Raw genomic sequence first — 18,621 nt, 5'->3', positions numbered from 1 at the left:
CCCTATATCGCACCACGGTAGCGCGAGGCGGTGGATGCCCCTGCCCGTGCTTGACCCATGGGTAATGTCATTACACCGGGAGTGATCAAACCATGCCCATCTACGAATACGAGTGCAAGGCCTGCGGCCACCGCCTGGAGAAGCTCCAGAAGATCAGCGCCGAGCCGCTGAGGGACTGTCCGGCCTGCGAGGCGGCGGAGCTCAATCGCCTGGTCTCCGCGGCCGGGTTCCGGCTGGCCGGCGGCGGCTGGTACGAGACCGATTTCAAGACCGGCAGCAAGAAGAACCTGGCCGGCGGCGAGGGCGGCAAGGCCGACAAGACACCGAGCAAGGACGGGGCGGCGGCCTGAGCCGCCCGACGTTGCCTTTCACCACTTCACGCAACAGAACAGGATTTGACATGCGCAGCCATTATTGCGGCCAGCTGAACGAGACCCTGGTGGATCAGACGGTCACCCTGTGCGGCTGGGTCCACCGCCGCCGTGACCATGGGGGCGTGATCTTCCTCGACATGCGCGATCGCGACGGCATCGCCCAGGTCGTGGTCGACCCCGATACCGCCGAGGCCTTCGCCAATGCCGACCGCGCCCGCAGCGAGTATGTGCTGCGCATCGTCGGTCGCGTCAGGCTGCGTCCCGAGGGCACCCAGAACCCCAACATGCCCACCGGCCTGATCGAGGTGCTGGCCAGGGAGGTCGAGGTCCTCAACACCGCCGCCACGCCGCCCTTCCAGCTCGACGAGCATGGCAAGGTGGGCGAGGAGGTGCGCCTCAAGCACCGCTACATCGACCTGCGCCGCCCGGAGATGATCGAGAAACTGCGCCTGCGCTCGCGCATCTCCCATAGCGTGCGCGCCTTCCTCGAGGGGCAGGGCTTCCTGGACATCGAGACCCCGATCCTGACTCGCGCCACCCCCGAGGGCGCGCGCGACTACCTGGTGCCGAGCCGCACCCATCCGGGCAGCTTCTTCGCGCTGCCGCAGTCGCCGCAGCTGTTCAAGCAGCTGCTGATGGTGTCGGGCTTCGACCGCTACTACCAGATCGCCAAGTGCTTCCGGGACGAGGACCTGCGCGCCGACCGCCAGCCCGAGTTCACCCAGATCGACCTCGAGGCCTCCTTCGTCGAGGAGGAGGACATCATGTCGATCACCGAGGCGATGGTCCGCCAGCTCTTCCAGGAGGTGCTCGACGTCGAGCTGCCCGCCTTCCCGCGCATGCCCTACGCCGAGGCAATGAGCCGCTTCGGCTCCGACAAGCCGGACCTGCGCATCCCGCTGGAGCTCACCGACGTCGATGACCTGATGAAGGACGTCGACTTCAAGGTCTTCTCCGGTCCCGCCAACGCCGAGGACGGTCGCGTCGCCGCCCTCAAGGTCAAGGGCGGCGCCAGCCTGTCCCGCAAGGAGATCGACGACTACACCCGGTTCGTCGGCATCTACGGCGCCCGCGGGCTGGCCTGGATCAAGGTCAACGAGCGTGCCAAGGGGCTGGAGGGCCTTCAGTCGCCCATCGTCAAGTTCATGGAAGGCGTGGTCGAGCAGCTGCTGGACCGGGTGGGCGCCGAGGACGGCGACATCATCTTCTTCGGCGCCGACAAGGCGCGGATCGTCAACGAGGCCCTGGGGGCGCTGCGCGTGCGCCTCGGCGAGGACCTCGCCCTCTATACCGCCGAGTGGGCCCCGCTGTGGGTGGTCGACTTCCCGATGTTCGAGGAGGACGGCAGCGCCCGCCTGCAGGCCCTGCACCATCCCTTCACCGCCCCCTCCTGCGACGCCGAGACCCTCAAGGCCCACCCGGCCTCCGCGCTCTCTCGGGCCTATGACATGGTCCTCAACGGCACCGAGCTGGGCGGCGGTTCGATCCGTATCCACGACCAGGCGATGCAGCAGACCGTGCTCGAGGTGCTGGGCATCGGCGAGGAGGAGGCCCGCGAGAAGTTCGGCTTCCTGCTCGACGCCCTGCAGTACGGCGCACCGCCCCATGGCGGCCTGGCCTTCGGCCTCGACCGGCTGGTGATGCTGATGAGCGGGGCGAAGACCATCCGCGAGGTGATCGCCTTCCCGAAGACCCAGAGCGCGGCCTGCCTGCTGACCGAGGCGCCGGGCGAGGTGAGCGCCGAGCAGCTCAAGGAGCTCAACATCCGCCTGCGCCAGAAGGCCAAGGCGGAGACCGCCGGCGAGTGACGGCGACCCCGACCCGATGACATCCCACCGGCGCCCCGGGGCGCCGGTGCTGTCTTGACTTCCCGATTCGGCAAGGAGGACGCGATGGCAGGCCATAGCAAGTGGGCCAATATCAAGCACCGCAAGGCGGCCCAGGACGCCAGGCGGGGCAAGATCTTCAACAAGCTGATCCGTGAACTGAGCGTGGCGGCACGCCAGGGCGGGCCGGAGCCGGCCGACAACCCGCGACTGCGCGCCGCCATCGACAAGGCGCTGGCCAACAACATGACCAAGGAGACCCTTCAGCGGGCGGTGGACCGGGGGGCCGGCAATGCCGACGGCGACGCCATGGAGGAGTGCGTCTATGAGGGCTATGGGCCCGAGGGGGTCGCGGTGATGGTCGAGTGCCTGACCGATAACCGCAATCGGACTGTCTCCGAGGTGCGACATGCCTTCGGCAAGCATGGCGGCAACCTCGGTACCACCGGCTCGGTGGCCTTCATGTTCCACCGTCAGGGGCGCCTGCTGTTGCCCGAGGGCGTCACCGAGGAAGCCGCCATCGAGGCCACCCTGGAAGCGGAGCCCGAGGAGATCGAGGTCCGTGACGATGGTCGCCTCGAGGTGGTCACCACGCCCGACTCCTTCGGCCGGGTGAAGGATGCCCTCGTCGCGGCGGGGATCGCGCCCGAGCAGAGCGATGTGGGGCTCTATCCGGAAACCACCACGCCCATCGCCGAGGCGGAACTCGCCGGCCGGGTCCTCAAGCTGCTCGACATGCTCGAGGACCTGGACGATGTCCAGAACGTCACCACCAACGCGGAGTTCGCCGACGATGTCCTCGACCAGTTCGACTGAGCCCTGCGGATGCTGATCCTCGGCATCGACCCCGGCTCGCGGATCACCGGCTACGGGGTGCTGGACGTCACCACGACCACGCCGCGCTACGTGGCCAGCGGCTGCATCCGCATCCAGGCCGACGACCTGGCCCAACGGCTGGCCCAGGTCTATGCCGGGGTCGGCGAGCTGATCGCGGTGCATGCCCCCGGGGAGTTCGCCATCGAGCAGGTATTCATGTCGAAGAATGCCGACTCCGCCCTCAAGCTCGGCCAGGCACGCGGCACGGCCATCGTCTGCGCCGCTAACCATGGCCTGCCGGTCAGCGAGTACGGCCCTCGCCAGATCAAGCAGGCGGTGGCCGGCAGCGGTAGCGCCGACAAGGCCCAGGTCCAGCACATGGTGACGGCGATCCTCGGCCTCTCGGCTACACCCCAGGCGGATGCCGCCGACGCCCTGGCCATCGCGCTCACCCATGCCCATGCCCGCCTGGGGCTGGTGCGCGAGGGAAGCTTCGGCGGGCACCGCAGCCGTCGCAAGGGGGGCGCCTGGCGTGACTTCCGCCCGTGACGCTGTCGCCGCGAGGCGACGGTGGCGCATTGTCGAACGCTGTTCCCGCGGGCTGGCATGCGGCTCGGGCGAACAGTATAGTGGCCCGATGACGGCCCCGCGGGCCGCGATGGACTCCAACCCAAGGGACAGCGATCTTCCATGATAGGACGCCTGCGAGGCACCCTGCTCGAGAAACAGCCCCCCTGGATGGTGGTGGACGTGGCCGGTGTCGGCTACGAGCTGGAAGCCTCCATGACCACCCTGGTGGCCATGCCCGGCACCGGGGAGCCGGTATCGCTCTACACCCACCTGACCATCCGGGATGATGCCCACCTGCTCTACGGCTTCGCCCGGGAGCAGGAGCGCTCGCTCTTCCGGGCGCTGATCAAGGTCAACGGCATCGGCCCCAGGCTCGCCCTGGGCATCCTCTCCGGCATGGACGAGGAGGCCTTCGTGCGCTGCGTGATGGACGACGACGTCAAGGCGCTGACCCGGCTGCCGGGGGTGGGCAAGAAGACCGCCGAGCGGCTGATCATCGAGATGCGCGACCGCTTTCCCCACTGGGAACAGCCGGGCGAACTGGCCGTTGGCACCCAGGTGCCGACCGGCAGCGTGTCGTCCGGGGTCACGGACCCCGTCGCCGATGCCGAGGCGGCGCTGGTCAGCCTCGGCTACAAGCCCACCGAAGCGGCCCGCATGCTGGTCGGCCTCGAGGAGGCCGGCTCCACCGAGGCCATGATCAAGGCGGCCCTGACCCGCCGCCTCGCGGGGTGAACCGATGACGCCTCCACGCTTTCATTCGATGCCGGATGTCCGCCATGCTCGAGAGTGATCGCCTGATCGCCGCCGACCCCCGCGAGGGCGAGGGCGGCGTCGACCATGCCATCCGGCCGAAGCGGCTCGCCGACTACATCGGCCAGCCGCGGGTACGCGAGCAGCTCGACATCTTCATCAGCGCCGCCCGCGGCCGCGAGGAGAGCCTCGACCATACCCTGGTGTTCGGCCCGCCGGGGCTCGGCAAGACGACGCTCGCCAACATCGTCGCCGCCGAGATGGGGGTGGGGCTCAAGTCCACCTCGGGACCGGTGCTCGAGCGGGCCGGCGACCTCGCCGCCATGCTCACCAACCTGCAGCCCGGCGACGTGCTCTTCATCGACGAGATCCATCGCCTGTCGCCGGTGGTGGAGGAGATCCTCTATCCCGCCATGGAGGACTTCCAGCTCGATATCGTCATCGGCGAGGGGCCGGCGGCGCGCTCGATCAAGCTCGACCTTCCACCCTTCACGCTGGTCGGCGCCACCACCCGGGCGGGCCTTTTGACCTCGCCGTTGCGCGACCGCTTCGGCATCGTCCAGCGCCTGGAGTTCTACAGCATCGACGAGCTCACCGAGATCGTCGTGCGCTCCGCGCGGCTGCTGGGGGTCGAGAGCGACCGGGAGGGCGCCCGGGAGGTCGCGCGCCGTTCCCGCGGCACCCCGCGCATCGCCAACCGGCTGTTGCGCCGGGTGCGCGACTTCGCCGAGGTGCGTGCCCAAGGCCGCGTGGATGCCGAGATCGCCGACCTGGCGCTGAACATGCTCCACGTCGACCACCACGGCCTCGACCACATGGACCGGCGCCTGCTGCTGGCGATGATCGAGAAGTTCGACGGCGGCCCGGTGGGCATCGACTCGCTGGCCGCGGCGATCGGCGAGGAGCGCGACACCATCGAGGACGTCATCGAACCCTACCTGATCCAGCAGGGCCTGATGATGCGCACCGCCCGTGGCCGGGTGGTGACCCGTCAGGCCTGGCAACACTTCGACATGGCGCCCCACGAGCGGGCGCCCGACTAGCGGACCCCCACTCCCGTGACGACTGACCAAGACCGACGAGGATGCCCGTGAACGACTCCATGTCCATACCCCACCTGATCATGAACGCCAGCGGCGTGGTGCAGATGGTGATGCTGATCCTGGTGATCGGCTCCATCCTCTCCTGGGTGGTGATCTTCCAGCGCACCTTCGTGATGCGCCGGGCGCGCAAGGCCCATCGGGTCTTCGAGGAGCGCTTCTGGTCCGGCGTGGACCTCAACGAGCTCTATCGCGAGACGCCCGCCGAACAGGAGACGCAGGGGGCCGAGCACGTCTTTCGTGCCGGCTTCCGGGAGTTCAACCGCCTGCTGGCCAAGACCCGCAGCCCCCAGGCGATCCTCGAGGGGGTCCAGCGCAGCATGCGCGTGGCCTGGTCCCGCGAGGAGGACCGCCTCAACCTGCACCTGGTGTTCCTGGCGACGGTCGCCTCGGCCAGCCCCTACATCGGGCTGTTCGGCACCGTCTGGGGCATCATGGGCTCCTTCCAGTCGCTCTCCATGGCCCAGCAGGCGACCCTGGCCACGGTGGCTCCCTGGATCGCCGAGGCCCTGATCGCCACCGCCATGGGGCTGTTCGCGGCGATTCCCGCGGTGATCTTCTACAACCGGCTCTCCGCCGAGTCCGGACGCCTGCTGGGCAAGTACGAGGACTTCGCCGAGGAGTTCCACTCCATCCTGCACCGCAACCTGCAGGGCCGGACCGACCCCGGCGCCGAGTGAAGGAGAGGCCGTCATGCTAGGACCCTTCAATCGTGGCGGGCGCCGCAAGCCCATGGGCGAGATCAACGTCGTGCCCTTCATCGACGTCATGCTGGTGCTGCTGGTGATCTTCATGATCACCGCGCCCATGCTCACCCAGGGCGTGCAGGTCGACCTGCCCCAGGTCAGCTCCGAACCCATCGAGGAGACCGAGGATCGCGATCCGATCATCGTCTCGGTGGATCGTGACGGCCAGTACTACATTTCCCTGGGCGACGACGAGACGCCGGTCAGCCTGGACGAGGTGAGCGAGCGGGTGATCATCCTGCTGGAACGCCAGCCGGGCACCCCGGTGATGGTACGCGGCGACCGCAACGTTCCCTACGGCCAGGTGGTGACGCTGATGAGCACCCTGCAGACCGCGGGGGTGAGCAATGTCGGGCTGATCTCGGAACCGCCCCCCGGGGACAGTTGAGGAGCCCACATGGCCAGACATGACCGACGCGTGGGCTATGGCCTGCCGCTGGTGCTCGCCATCGCCCTGCACCTGGCGATCCTGGTGGCCAGCGTGATCCGCTTTCCGGAGCGGGAGACCGAGCCGCCGAGCACCAATATCGTCCAGGCGACCCTGGTCAGCACCGAGACCACCACCGACCAGGCGCAGCGCGCCGAGGAGGCCCGTGCCCGGGCGGCGGCCCGCCAGGCCGAGGAGGAGGCCGCGGCGCGTGCCGAGGAGGAGGACGCTCGCGAGGCGGAGGCCGAGGCCGTCGAGGCCGCGGAGGAAGCCGCCCGCCAGGCGGAGGAGGCCGAGCGGCAACGCCAAGCCGAAGCCGAGGCCCGGGAGGAGGCGCGCCGGGCCGCCGAGGAGGAGGCCGCACGGCGTGCCGAGCAGGCCGAGGCGGAGGCCGAACGCCGGCGCCAGGCCGAAGCGGAAGCCGAACGCCAGCGCCAGGCCGAAGCAGAGGCGGAAGCCGAACGCCAGCGCCAGGCCGAAGCAGAGGCAGAAGCCGAACGTCAGCGTCAGGCCGAAGCAGAGGCAGAAGCCGAACGTCAGCGCCAGGCCGAAGCAGAGGCGGAAGCCGAACGTCAGCGCCAGGCCGAAGCCGAGGCGGAAGCCGAACGCCAGCGTCAGGCCGAAGCCGAGGCAGAAGCCGAACGTCAGCGCCAGGCCGAAGCGGAGGCGGAAGCCGAACGCCAGCGTCAGGCGGAAGCTGAAGCAGAAGCCGAACGTCAGCGTCAGGCCGAGGCGGAGGCAGAACGCCAGCGCCAGGCCGAGGAGCAGGCCCGGCGCGCCGCCGAGGCGGCCAGCCAGGGCCTCGATCGCGCCATCGAGGGGGAGGCCGACAATGTGGCCAATGCCCGCCAGGCCAACGAGGCGGCCAACAGCTTCATCAACCTGGTGCGCCGGGCGGTGGAGCAGGCCTGGGTGATTCCGCCCAACGTGCCCGACGGGGCCAGCGCCGAGGTGTCGGTGCGGCTGGGCCCCTCGGGGGAGCTGTTCGCGGCTACCATTGGTCAGAGCAGTGGCAACAGTGCCTTCGACCGCTCCGCGGTCCAGGCCGTGGAGGCCGCCGCGCCCTTCGCCGAGCTGCGCGACTTGCCGGCCTCGGCCCAGCGCGACTACCGTCAATTCAACCTGCGATTCCGACCGGGGGATATCCGCTGATGAACATCCTGAAGACCACCTGGCTGGCCGCCCTGCTGATGCTGTTCACCAGCCTGGCCCAGGCCGCCGACCTGACCATCGAGATCACCCGTGGCAGCGATCGTGCCACGCCCATCGCGATCGTGCCTTTCGCCGACGGCGACGACATGCCCCAGGACATCGCGCAGATCGTCTCCGATGACCTGGAGCGCAGCGGCTACTTCGAGCCGCTTGAGCGTCGTGCCATGTTCGAGCGCCCCACCTCGAGCGAGGAGGTGCGCTACGGCGACTGGCGCGCCCTGGACGTTCGCTACCTGGTGGCGGGGCGGATCAGCCGCGAGGGCGATCAGTATCGCATCGAGTACGAGCTGATGGACGTCAGCGGCGAGAGCCGCATGATCGCCGAGAGCGTGACGGCCGGCCGCCAGGGGCTGCGCGACGCCGCCCACTACATCAGCGACCAGATCTTCGAGGAGATCACCGATATCCGCGGGGCCTTCTCGACCCGCATCGCCTACGTGACCTCCAGCGGCGTGGGGGACGATACCCAGTACGCTCTCCACGTGGCCGATGCCGACGGGCGCAACAGCCAGCAGATCCTCTCGTCCGACGAGCCGATCATGTCCCCCGCCTGGTCACCGGATGGCGGCAAGCTGGCCTACGTCTCCTTCGAGACCGAACGCCCGGCGATCTACATCCAGGACATCGCCTCCGGCCGGCGCGTGCGTGCCACCTCCTTCGAGGGACTCAACAGCGCCCCGACCTGGTCACCGGATGGCCGTCGCCTGGCGATGGCGCTCTCCAAGGATGGCCAGCCCGAGATCTACGTGATGGACATCGGCTCGCGGGACGTGCAGCGCGTCACCAACAACTCCAGCATCGACACCGAGCCCGCCTGGTCGCCGGATGGTCGCAGCCTGCTGTTCACCTCCGACCGCAGCGGTGGCCCGCAGATCTATCGCCTCGACCTGGGCAGCGGCGAGGAGGAGCGCCTCACCTTCACCGGCAACTACAATGCCCGGGCGCGTTTCGCCCCGGACGGCGAGGCGATCTTCCTGATCCATCGCGGCAACAACGGCTACCAGGTGGCGCGCCAGGACCTGGAAAGCGGTCGCCTGGTGGCCCTGAGCGACACCGGGCAGGCCGAATCCCCCAGTGTCGCGCCCAATGGCACCATGGTAATCTTCGCCACCCAGCAGGGCGGCAACGGCGTGCTGGGCGGGGTCTCCGCCGATGGGCGCGCCTCCTTCCGGCTGCCGGCGGCGCAGGGTGATGTCCGCGAGCCCGCGTGGTCACCGTTTCTGAACTGATCTATCCAACAAGGAGTTTCACGATGCAGCTCAAGCCCTATGCCAGAACCCTGGCCATTGCCCTGTCCCTGGCCTTCGTGGCCGGCTGTTCCAGCACGGGTGGCGGCCAGGACGGTGACCTGACAGGAGGCGCCGGCGGTACCGATCGAGGCGGTGTGTCCACGGGCGGCGCCGATGGCAGTGGCGTCAGCGGCGACCGCACCGGCCAGATGGCCGATGCCGACGGCCGTATCCCGGAGACCCGCACCATCTACTTCGAGTACGACAGCGATACCATCCGCAGCGAGTTCGAGCCGGTGCTGACCGCCCATGCCCGCTTCCTGCAGAGCAACCCCAACGCCAGCGTTGTCCTGCAGGGCCACACCGACGAGAGAGGCACTCGCGAGTACAACCTGGCGCTGGGCGAGCGCCGCGCCGGTGCCGTCGAGCGCTACCTCAACGTCCAGGGCGTGTCGCCCTCCCAGGTCGAGGTGGTCAGCTACGGCGAGGAGCGGCCCGCGGCACGTGGCCAGAACGAGCAGGCCTACGCCCAGAACCGTCGGGTGGTCTTCGCCTACTGAGCGGGCACGACACGACGAGGGAGAGAACGATGAGACACGGTCTGAAGGGACTGTGCGGCGCGGGAGCCCTGGTGCTCCCGCTGACCGTAGTGGCACCGGCCCTGGCACAACAGCCGGTGATCGAGGACCTTACCGGGCGGTCGGGGTCCGGCGGCTTCTATGACCAGGCGGCCACCCGCGAGGAGGCCGGCGGCAGCCTGGTGATCTTCAACCAGGTCCAGCAGCACCAGGAGGAGATCCGCCAGCTGCGCGGCCAGGTGGAGGAGCTGCGCCACCAGCTGGAGCAGCTGCGCCGCCAGACTCGCCAGCAATACCTGGACATCGAGGATCGCCTGATGGCGGCGGGCAGTGGCGTCGACCAGGCTGCTTCGACGGTAGACGAGGAGAGCGCCCGCCAGGTCGCCGAGACCCCCCCGCCGAGCGGCGACGACCCCGCCGTGCAGTCGGCCTACCAGACGGCCTTCTCGCACGTCCAGGCCCGGGAGTTCGGCCAGGCCATCGGGGCCTTCGAGTCCTTCGTGACCCAGCACCCGGACAGCCGCCTGACCGCCAACGCCCATTACTGGCTCGGCGAGCTCTACTCGGCCGAGGGCGATCTGGAGGCCGCCGATGCCGCCTTCCGGCGGGTCCTGCAGGACTTCCCGGAGAGCAGCAAGGTGCCCGATGCCCTCTACAAGCTGGGGCTGCTCGAGGCGCGCCGGGGGCGTCCCGAGGAGAGCCGGGCGCTGCTCGACCGCGTGCGTGAGGAGCACCCCGACAGCAGCGCCGCCGGCCTGGCCGACGACTTCCTTCGCCAGGCAGGGAATTGAGGGACAGAGGAGACGTGATGACCTGCAAGATCGACTACCAGTCCCCGGCCGACCTGCTCGAGGGCCGCATCATCCTGGTGACCGGTGCCGGCGACGGCATCGGTCGCGCCGCGGCCCTGGCCTTCGCCGGCCATGGGGCCACCGTGATCCTGCTGGGGCGCACCATCGCCAAGCTGGAGAAGGTCTACGACGAGATCGAGGCCGCCGGGGGGCCCCAGCCGGCGATCTTCCCGCTCAACTTCGAGGGGGCCACGCTCAAGGACTACCATGACATGGCCGAGACCCTCGACAAGGAGTTCGGCCGTCTCGACGGCATCCTGCACAACGCCGGCATCCTCGGCCGCATCACGCCCTTCGAGCAGTACAACCCCGAGCTCTGGGAGCAGGTGATGCAGGTCAACATCAACGGCCCGATCTGGATGACCCAGGCCCTGCTGCCGTTGCTGAAGAGCTCGCCGGACGCCTCGGTGGTGTTCACCTCCTCGAGCGTGGGGCGCCGCGGCCGGGCCTACTGGGGGGCCTACGCGGTGTCCAAGTTCGCCACCGAGGGCTTCGTCGAGGTGCTGGCCGACGAGGTCGAGCACCTGGGCACGCTGCGCGTCAACAGCCTCAACCCCGGGGCGACACGCACCGCCATGCGCAAGAGTGCCTATCCCGGGGAGAACGAGATGACGCTGCGCGCCCCGGAAGAGATCATGCCCACCTACCTGTGGCTGATGGGGCCGGACAGCCGCGGCCACAACGGCGAGCAGTTCGACGCCCAGCCGCCGAAACAGGGGTGAGGGCGGCGCCCCGGGGACGCCCGGGGCCCGCTCACCCGTCCCGCCTGGCGCCGTGCAGTGCCGCCACCAGGGCCTCGGCGGTATCGAACCACAGGTCGGCCGGCCACTCCCGGTAGTCGTCTCCCGCCTCGATATAGCCGTAGCCCACCGCCACCGCGGCCATGCCGGCGGCGCGTGCCGCCTGCATGTCACGCCGATGATCGCCGACATACCAGCACTCCGACGGTGTCGCTCTCAGGCGACGCGCGGCCTCCCTCAGGGGCTCGGGATCGGGCTTCTTGACCGGCAGGTCGTCGGCACAGAGCAGGGCGCCGGGGGCCAGCCCCAGGGCCTCGACCAGCGGCGCGGCATAGGCCCTGGGCTTGTTGGTGACGATCCCCCAGGGGCGCTGGCGAGCCTCCCAGTCGGCCAGCAGTCGATCCAGCGGGGAGAAGACCCGGCTCTCCTCGGCCACCGCCCGTCCATAGGCCTCGAGCAGGAAGGCGCGCGCCTCGCCATGGCCCTCGGCCTCCTGGGCGAGCCCCAGGGCCAGGGTCACCAGGGCGCTGCCGCCGTTGGAGACCTGGGCACGGATCACCGGGTAGGGCAGGGCGGGTAGCCCGTGGTGATGGCGCAGGGCGTTGGTGGCTCGTGCCAGGTCCGGCGCGGTGTCCATCAGGGTGCCGTCCAGGTCGAAGAGCAGGGCCCGGGGAGGCCGTGCGGCCATCACGTCGCCTCCCGGCGACAGTGCATCAGGTAGTTGACCGAGACATCGCTCGTCGACAGGGCGTAGCGACGGGTCAGTGGATGGAAGACCAGGCCGCTCTGCTCGCGCACGTCCAGCCCCGCCTCACGGCACCAGGCCGCCAGCTCCGAGGGGCGGATGAAGCGGCTGTAGTCGTGGGTGCCCCGCGGCAGCAGGCGCAGCAGGTACTCGGCGCCGAGCACCGCCAGCGCATAGGCCTTGGGGTTGCGGTTCAGGGTCGAGAAGAACACCTGGCCGCCGGGCTTGACCAGGGTGGCGCAGGCGCGCACGACCGAGCCAGGATCCGGCACGTGCTCGAGCATCTCCAGGCAGGTCACCACGTCGAACTCGCCGGGATGGGCCGCGGCCGTCTCCTCGACGCTGACGTGGCGGTAGCCGATGGCCACCCCGCTCTCCCGGGCGTGCTGGCGGGCCACGGCCAGCGGTGCCTCCCCGAGGTCGATGCCGGTGACCTCGGCGCCACGATGGGCCATGGCCTCGGCCAGGATGCCGCCGCCGCAGCCCACGTCGAGCACCCGTCGCCCGGCCAGCCCCGCCCGGGCATCGATGAAGTCCAGGCGCAGCGGGTTGATGTCGTGGAGGGGCTTGAACTCGCCCTGCGGGTCCCACCAGCGGTCGGCCAGGGCCTCGAACTTGGCAATCTCGGCCTGGTCGACGTTGTCCGCTTCCGGGTGGCTTGCACTCATCTGCTCTCTCCATGGTGTCGCCGACCTGACACTCTGGCAGGCCAGGCTCGGTCCGGTATCATGAGGTATTGTACCCGCTCCCGGGAGGGCATTCCCACGCTTTCCCCGGGGCCACATCCTCAACAGTGACAGGGACCGCACCATGATCAACAAGGCTGTTCTTCCCGTTGCCGGGTTCGGCACACGCTGTCTCCCGGCCTCCAAGGCCATCCCCAAGGAGATGATCACCATCGTCGACCGGCCGGTGATCCAGTACGTGGTCCAGGAGGCCGTCGCCGCCGGCATTCGCGACATCGTGCTGGTGACCCATGGCACCAAGAGCGCCATCGAGAACCACTTCGACAAGCACTTCGAGCTCGAGGCGAGCCTCGAGGCCAAGGGCAAGACGGAGCTGCTGGAGGAGCTGCGCTCCATCGTCCCCGCCGACGTCAACATCATCAGCGTGCGCCAGCCCGAGCCGCTGGGCCTGGGCCATGCCGTGCTCTGCGCGCGTCCGGTGGTGGGCGACGACGAGCCCTTCGCGGTGCTGCTGCCCGACGTGCTGGTCGACGACGAGGGCATCGAGCCCAACGACCTGGCCGGCATGATCGCCTCCTTCGAGGCCAGCCACCACAGCCAGCTGATGGTCGAGGAGGTGCCCCACGACATGGTCCACAAGTACGGCATCGTCGACACCGGCGGCGAGCTCCCCGGGCCCGGCGAGTCACGGCCCATCGCGGGGGTGGTGGAGAAGCCGCCCGTCGACGAGGCGCCCTCCAACCTGGCGGTGATCGGTCGCTACGTGCTGCCGGGACGGATCTTCTCGCTGCTCGCCGATACCCCGCCGGGGGCCGGCAACGAGATCCAGCTCACCGATGCCATCGAGACCCTGCGTCGCGAGGAGGGCGTGGATGCCTGGCGGATGCGCGGCAAGACCTACGACTGCGGCCACCAGCTGGGCTACCTGGAGGCAATCCTCGCCTATGGCCGCCGCCACGCCCGCTATGGCCAGGGGTTCCGCGAGCTGCTGACACGCTACGCCGGAGAGGAGTGAGGCCCATGCGGGTACTGATCCACGGTAGCGAACTGGCCGCCGCCACCGCCGCGGCGGCGCTCTCCTGGGTCGGCCACCGGGTGACCTGGCTGCCCCATGCCTCGGCCGACTGGTCCACGCTCTCCGCCAGCGGCTGGCTGACCAGCGAACCGGAGCTGATGCGACGCCTGGAGGAGGGGCTGGGTCAGGGCAGCCTGCGCCTGGTGGCCGACGAGGGGGACGCCGTCGATGGCGAGCCCTTCGACGTCTTGTGGCTCGCCGTCTCCCCGGACCAGCGCCAGGACGCGGCCGACAGCGTTGAGCGCCTGATGGCCGGGCTCTGCCCGGGGGCGGTGCTGGTCAACAACTCCACCTTCCCGGTGGGCGAGACCGAGCAGCTGGAGTCACGCCTCGACGGCTGCCGGGCGGTGGCCCTGGCCGACCTGCTCGAGGAGGGGCGCGCCTGGGAGACCTTCACGCGGCCCTCCCGCTGGCTGCTGGGCTGCGACGACGACGGCGCCGAGCGCCAGGTGCGCGAGCTGCTGCGCGCCTTCAACCGCCGCCGCGAGGTGTTCCAGCGCATGCCGCGGCGCGCCGCGGAGCTCACCAAGCTGGCCATCAACGGCATGCTCGCCACGCGCATCAGCTACATGAACGACATCGCCGGGCTGGCCGACAGCCTGGGGGTCGACGTGGAGTACGTCCGCCAGGGCATGGGCGCCGACTCGCGCATCGGCTACGAGTACCTCTATCCCGGCTGCGGCTTCGGCGGCCCCAACTTCTCCCGCGACCTGATGCGCCTGGCCGACGTCCAGTCGGCGAGCGGGCGCCACTCGGCGCTGCTCGACCAGGTCCTCGACATCAACGAGCACAAGAAGGAGACGCTGTTCCGCAAGCTCTGGGCGCACTTCCACGGCCGCCTCGAGGGGCGCCGGGTGGCGATCTGGGGGGCGGCCTTCAAGCCCGGCACCGCCCGCATCGACCAGGCGCCGGTGCTCACCCTGCTGCGCGCCCTCTGGGCCCAGGGCGTGACAGTCCGCCTGCATGACCCGGCGGCAATCCCGGCCGTGCTGGCCGAGGTCGGCGAGCACCCGCTGCTCGAGGTGTTCCGGGGGGATCCCCTGGAGGCCTGCGAGGGGGCCGATGCGCTGATGCTGGTCACCGAGTGGAAGGCCTACTGGAACCCCGACTGGCCACGGCTGGCCGAGCGGCTCGGCGAGAAGCTGCTGCTCGACGGGCGCAATATCTACGACCCCGCCCATGTCGCCGCCTGCGGCATGCACTACCGCGGGATCGGGCGTCGCGCCGATCCCTAACCGGCGCTCGTGACCCCGGTCGCCCCGATGCGGGGCGACCAACGCAAGCGGCCCCGCCAGTTGGCGGGGCCGCTTGCGTTCAGCGCCTCGGCGCCGGGTGATCAGCTGAAGTTCTGGGCGACGAAGTCCCAGTTGAGCACGCTCCAGACGTTCTCGAGGTACTTGGGACGCGCGTTGCGATAGTCGATGTAGTAGGCGTGTTCCCAGACGTCGATGGTCAGCAGCGGGGTCTGGCCATGGGCGATGGGCGTGTCGGCGTTGCTGGTGTTGACGATGTCGACACCGCCGTCGTCGGTCTTGATCAGCCAGGTCCAGCCGGAGCCGAAGTTGCCCGCGGCCTGGGCGTTGAAGGTTTCCTTGAACTTGTCGAAGGATCCGAACTTGGCATTGATGGCCTCGGCCAGCGCGCCGCTCGGCTCACCGCCACCGTTGGGCGACAGGCAGTGCCAGTAGAAGGTGTGGTTCCAGACCTGGGCCGCCTGGTTGAACAGGCCGCCGGAGGAGGACTTGATGATCTCCTCGAGGGACTTGTTGGCATCGTCGGTGCCGTCGGTCAGCTCGTTGAGCTTGTTCACGTAGGTCTGGTGGTGCTTGCCGTAGTGATACTCGAGGGTCTCGGCGGAGATGTGCGGTTCCAGCGCGTTCTTCTCGTAAGGCAGTGCGGGCAGTTCGAATGCCATCGAATCTCTCCTTGTCGTCAGCGGTCTCGGTACAGCACCCCATGGTGCGGCATCGGAACGTCGGGGTTCAAGGTCCGTCAGCTGGCGTTGACGGACCCCGTGCGTTCCGATGACAAAAAACCTTACACTATCAGGACGATGTGTCGGTGCTGTCGCGGCATCATAGCACCCGGTCCCGGGGGCGCCAATCGACCGGGCCCCGGACCCCCCGTTCCCCAGAGAAGGAGTTCGACATGGCAGAGCGCCCGGATCCCCCCCGGTACACCCGGCCGATCGTACCGGACCCGGATGCCAGCCTGTCGGCGCCACGCTGGCGGCAGCCCCCACCGCCGCGGGTGTGGCCCCTGTGGCTGCTGGTGCTGCTGCTCCTCGCCGCCGGTGCCGCCCTGGCCTGGGCCGGCTGGCAGGAGCGCATCCGGCTGCAGGCCGAACTCGCCCGGGTCAGCGGCGAGCTCTCCAACGTGCATGCGCGCTTCGACGCGGAAGCGGGTCGGGGGGAGGCCCTCACCACCCTGCAGGAGCGCCTGGACGAGCTGGCCAACCTGGAGGCGGAGGTCGACGCGGTCATCGACCAGCGCCTGGCCACGCTCGAGAGCCGTCAGCAGGAGCGCCTGGCGCCCCTCGAGGAGGCGGTGGCCTCCCTCGAGGACAGTCTCGACGCCCTTGGCGAGGAGAGCGAAGCCCGGGACGATACCCTGGCCGCGACCCTGGCCGCGACGCGCAGCTCCCTGGATGCCCTGGAGAGGGCGGGCGAGGAGGGGCGAGCCGCCTTGCGCGAGCGGCTGGCCGCGCTCGACGATGCCCGGGAGACGGAGGTCGAGCGCCGCGAGACCCTGGCCACGGCGCTGGAGGAGCTGGAGGGGCGCCTCGCCGACCAGCGCGACATGCAGCAGTCGCGCCTGGCTGCCATGGAGGAGGGGCTGTCGGAGCTCGCGGACGACGTTGAAGCCCTGGCGGGATCACGCGATGATGCCCAGGAACGAACAGAGACGCTGGACAACCGGCTCAGGGAGGTCGAGTCCGGGCTGCGCGAGCTGCGCCAGGCGCAGCTCGCCACGAGCGCCCAGCTCGAGGCCCTTCGCCAGTGACATGTCGCCAGTCAGGAAGCGGTACCTATGGATAATCGCGTGTTCACACGCCTGGGGACGGCGGCAGTCTGCCTGGGCCTGGCGCCCGGCGCCCTGGCCCTCGAGACCCGCATCGAGGGCATCGAGGACCCGCTGGCGGAGAACGTCCGCCTCTATCTCGACGGGCTGGAGGCCGAGCAGTACAGCCCCGAGCGCCTGGAGAGCGAGGTGCTGCGGCGCAGCAGCGAGGCGCTGAGGGTCTACGGCTACTACTCGCCGCGGATCGAGCCGCGTTTCGACGACCCCGAGGACCCGACCCGGGTGACGCTCGCCATCAGCCCGGGCGAGCCGGTGCGCATCGAGGTCCTGTCGCTCTCCGTGACCGGCGACGCCGCCGATGATGCCCCCTTCACCGAGGCAATCGAGGCCTTTCCCCTCTCGGAGGGGGATCGCCTGCGCCATGCCCCCTTCGACAGCCTGCGCAGCCAACTGGCGAACCTCTCCCTCGAGCGCGGCTACTTCGACTGGCGCTACGCCGACCGGCGGATGGAGGTCAGACCCTACGCCAACAGCGCCCGGCTCTACCTGGCGCTGGAGAGCGGCCAGCGCCATCGCTTCGGTGACGTGACCTTCCAGGGCCACCATATCGAGACCTCACGACTGGAGGCGCTGGCCCCCTTCGCCAGCGGGGAGCCCTACCTGGCGAGCAAGGTGGCCAGGTTCAACCAGCGCCTGGGCCAGACCGAGTGGTTCGCCTCGGTGAACGTGCGCCCGCGTCTCGACCGGGAGCTGGCCCGACTGGCGCTGCCGGATGCCGAGCCGGGCTGGTGGCAGTCGCTGGACGTCGAGGGCGTCACGCCCGTCGCCGACCGGGGGCCGCGGATCGCCCCCGAGGCACTGGTGGCGGCCGCTGGCCTGCATCACCCGGCCGTCCCGGAGGTGCCCATCGACGTGGTGGTGACGCCCGCCGATCGCCACCAGTTCGAGGTGGGGGTGGGCTATGCCACCGACGTGGGTCCCCGCCTGCGCTTCACCTGGGACCAGCCCTGGATCAACCGCTATGGCCACGGCCTGGATCACGACCTCTACCTCTCGGGGCCGGAGCAGCAGTTCACCGGGGTCTATACTCTGCCGCTGGCCGACCCGCTGCGTGACAGCTATCGCTTCCAGTACGGCCTGCGCAACAAGGACAACGAGGACACCCGGACCCTGGAGAGCACTGTGGAGGCGGCCCGTCGCTGGGTGTTCGACAACGGCTGGGAGCAGACCCTCTACCTGCGCGGCACCTACGAGGACTTTACCCAGGCCGGCGTCTCCAACCAGGTGCTGCTGCTCTACCCCGGCATCAGCTGGTCGCGTACGCGTTCCCGCAATCCCACCTTTCCCACCTGGGGCGATCGCCAGCGCCTGGCCGTGGAGTATTCCAGCGACTGGTGGGGCTCCGCCGCCGAGTTCCTGCGCCTCACCGGCGACAGCGAATGGATCCGCATGCTCGGTGATAACAACCGCTTCGTGGGCCGGGTCGGCGTTGGCAGCGTCACCACCGATGACTTCGAGGACGTGCCGCCCTCGCTGCGCTTCTTCACCGGTGGCGATCGCAGCGTACGCGGTTACGCCTACGAGAGCCTCGCGCCCGAGGACGACGAGGGCCGCCTGCTGGGCGGCGAGCAGCTGTTCACCGCGAGCCTCGAGGCCCAGCGCCGCATCACCGGCAAGTGGTGGGCGGCGAGCTTCATCGACACCGGCGATGCCTTCAGCGACTGGGGCCCGAGCGAGCTGAAGACCGGGGCCGGCCTGGGGGTGCGCTGGATCTCCCCGGTCGGCCCGATCCGCCTCGATGTCGCCCATCCCTTCGACGTGGATGATGCCTATCGCATCCACTTCGCCATCGGTCCGGAATTCTGAGAGTCC

20 protein-coding genes are annotated in these 18,621 nt (G+C 69.5%); 17 read left to right on the top strand and 3 right to left on the bottom strand.

What is annotated here, in order from left to right; translation table 11 throughout:
- Positions 1-92 precede the first annotated feature (92 nt).
- The 13 genes from DFP85_RS01410 (at position 93) to DFP85_RS01350 (ending at position 11,204) form a co-directional block, all read left to right on the top strand.
- Entirely contained in the window at positions 93-350 is a 258-nt protein-coding gene (locus DFP85_RS01410; RefSeq protein WP_133634210.1) for an FmdB family zinc ribbon protein, read from the top strand.
- Between the two features lie 50 nt (positions 351-400).
- On the top strand, positions 401-2,182 hold the full coding sequence (gene aspS, locus DFP85_RS01405; RefSeq protein WP_133634208.1) for an aspartate--tRNA ligase: 1,782 nt from the start codon (positions 401-403) through the stop codon (positions 2,180-2,182).
- A gap of 84 nt (positions 2,183-2,266) precedes the next feature.
- Positions 2,267-3,016, top strand: coding sequence for a YebC/PmpR family DNA-binding transcriptional regulator (locus DFP85_RS01400; RefSeq protein WP_133634206.1), 750 nt, complete (start codon positions 2,267-2,269; stop codon positions 3,014-3,016).
- A gap of 9 nt (positions 3,017-3,025) precedes the next feature.
- Positions 3,026-3,565 (top strand): crossover junction endodeoxyribonuclease RuvC, encoded by a 540-nt coding sequence (gene ruvC / locus DFP85_RS01395; protein WP_133634204.1) that lies wholly within the window; start codon positions 3,026-3,028, stop codon positions 3,563-3,565.
- Between the two features lie 141 nt (positions 3,566-3,706).
- Positions 3,707-4,321, top strand: coding sequence for a Holliday junction branch migration protein RuvA (ruvA, locus tag DFP85_RS01390; protein WP_133634202.1), 615 nt, complete (start codon positions 3,707-3,709; stop codon positions 4,319-4,321).
- 44 nt (positions 4,322-4,365) lie between these two features.
- The gene (gene ruvB / locus DFP85_RS01385) at positions 4,366-5,382 is read left to right on the top strand and encodes a Holliday junction branch migration DNA helicase RuvB (RefSeq protein WP_133634200.1); all 1,017 of its coding nucleotides are present in this window, start codon (positions 4,366-4,368) and stop codon (positions 5,380-5,382) included.
- 41 nt (positions 5,383-5,423) lie between these two features.
- Entirely contained in the window at positions 5,424-6,119 is a 696-nt protein-coding gene (gene tolQ / locus DFP85_RS01380) for a protein TolQ (protein WP_412930192.1), read from the top strand.
- Positions 6,120-6,132: 13 nt separating this feature from the next.
- Entirely contained in the window at positions 6,133-6,573 is a 441-nt protein-coding gene (gene tolR, locus DFP85_RS01375; RefSeq protein WP_106230913.1) for a protein TolR, read from the top strand.
- 9 nt (positions 6,574-6,582) lie between these two features.
- Complete coding sequence (gene tolA / locus DFP85_RS01370; protein ID WP_133634195.1) at positions 6,583-7,764, top strand: cell envelope integrity protein TolA; 1,182 nt, start codon at positions 6,583-6,585, stop codon at positions 7,762-7,764.
- Positions 7,764-9,053 (top strand): Tol-Pal system beta propeller repeat protein TolB, encoded by a 1,290-nt coding sequence (tolB, locus tag DFP85_RS01365; RefSeq protein WP_133634193.1) that lies wholly within the window; start codon positions 7,764-7,766, stop codon positions 9,051-9,053. The genes tolA and tolB overlap by 1 nt, the downstream gene beginning before the upstream one ends.
- A gap of 23 nt (positions 9,054-9,076) precedes the next feature.
- Complete coding sequence (pal, locus tag DFP85_RS01360; RefSeq protein ID WP_133634191.1) at positions 9,077-9,613, top strand: peptidoglycan-associated lipoprotein Pal; 537 nt, start codon at positions 9,077-9,079, stop codon at positions 9,611-9,613.
- Between the two features lie 29 nt (positions 9,614-9,642).
- Positions 9,643-10,422, top strand: coding sequence for a tol-pal system protein YbgF (ybgF, locus tag DFP85_RS01355; protein WP_133634189.1), 780 nt, complete (start codon positions 9,643-9,645; stop codon positions 10,420-10,422).
- A gap of 17 nt (positions 10,423-10,439) precedes the next feature.
- Positions 10,440-11,204, top strand: coding sequence for a YciK family oxidoreductase (locus DFP85_RS01350; RefSeq protein WP_133634187.1), 765 nt, complete (start codon positions 10,440-10,442; stop codon positions 11,202-11,204).
- A 31-nt stretch (positions 11,205-11,235) separates the two neighbouring features.
- Here DFP85_RS01350 and DFP85_RS01345 read toward each other — a convergent pair whose 3' ends face one another.
- Positions 11,236-11,910 (bottom strand): HAD-IA family hydrolase, encoded by a 675-nt coding sequence (locus DFP85_RS01345; RefSeq protein ID WP_133634185.1) that lies wholly within the window; start codon positions 11,908-11,910, stop codon positions 11,236-11,238.
- Positions 11,910-12,635, bottom strand: coding sequence for a bifunctional 2-polyprenyl-6-hydroxyphenol methylase/3-demethylubiquinol 3-O-methyltransferase UbiG (ubiG, locus tag DFP85_RS01340; RefSeq protein WP_133634183.1), 726 nt, complete (start codon positions 12,633-12,635; stop codon positions 11,910-11,912). The genes DFP85_RS01345 and ubiG overlap by 1 nt, the downstream gene beginning before the upstream one ends.
- A gap of 142 nt (positions 12,636-12,777) precedes the next feature.
- Between ubiG and galU the strand changes: the two genes are divergently transcribed.
- Positions 12,778-13,668, top strand: coding sequence for a UTP--glucose-1-phosphate uridylyltransferase GalU (gene galU / locus DFP85_RS01335; RefSeq protein WP_133634181.1), 891 nt, complete (start codon positions 12,778-12,780; stop codon positions 13,666-13,668).
- A 5-nt stretch (positions 13,669-13,673) separates the two neighbouring features.
- Positions 13,674-14,963 carry a nucleotide sugar dehydrogenase gene (locus tag DFP85_RS01330; RefSeq protein ID WP_133634179.1) on the top strand — a complete coding sequence of 430 codons (1,290 nt, stop codon included), beginning with the start codon at positions 13,674-13,676 and terminating at the stop codon, positions 14,961-14,963.
- A 101-nt stretch (positions 14,964-15,064) separates the two neighbouring features.
- Here DFP85_RS01330 and DFP85_RS01325 read toward each other — a convergent pair whose 3' ends face one another.
- Complete coding sequence (locus tag DFP85_RS01325) at positions 15,065-15,643, bottom strand: superoxide dismutase (protein WP_133634177.1); 579 nt, start codon at positions 15,641-15,643, stop codon at positions 15,065-15,067.
- 233 nt (positions 15,644-15,876) lie between these two features.
- On the opposite strand from DFP85_RS01325, the gene DFP85_RS01320 reads away from it, so the two are divergent.
- Both DFP85_RS01320 and tamA read left to right on the top strand, forming a co-directional pair.
- Positions 15,877-16,731 (top strand): coiled-coil domain-containing protein, encoded by an 855-nt coding sequence (locus DFP85_RS01320; RefSeq protein WP_133634175.1) that lies wholly within the window; start codon positions 15,877-15,879, stop codon positions 16,729-16,731.
- A gap of 27 nt (positions 16,732-16,758) precedes the next feature.
- On the top strand, positions 16,759-18,615 hold the full coding sequence (tamA, locus tag DFP85_RS01315; RefSeq protein WP_133634173.1) for an autotransporter assembly complex protein TamA: 1,857 nt from the start codon (positions 16,759-16,761) through the stop codon (positions 18,613-18,615).
- The last annotated feature ends 6 nt before the right edge of the window (positions 18,616-18,621 follow it).

The sequence above is a fragment of the Halomonas ventosae genome (assembly GCF_004363555.1).
GTDB classification, from domain to species: domain Bacteria; phylum Pseudomonadota; class Gammaproteobacteria; order Pseudomonadales; family Halomonadaceae; genus Halomonas; species Halomonas ventosae.
Note: the sequence above shows the minus strand (reverse complement) of the source record. Positions and strands in the feature narration are given on the sequence as shown.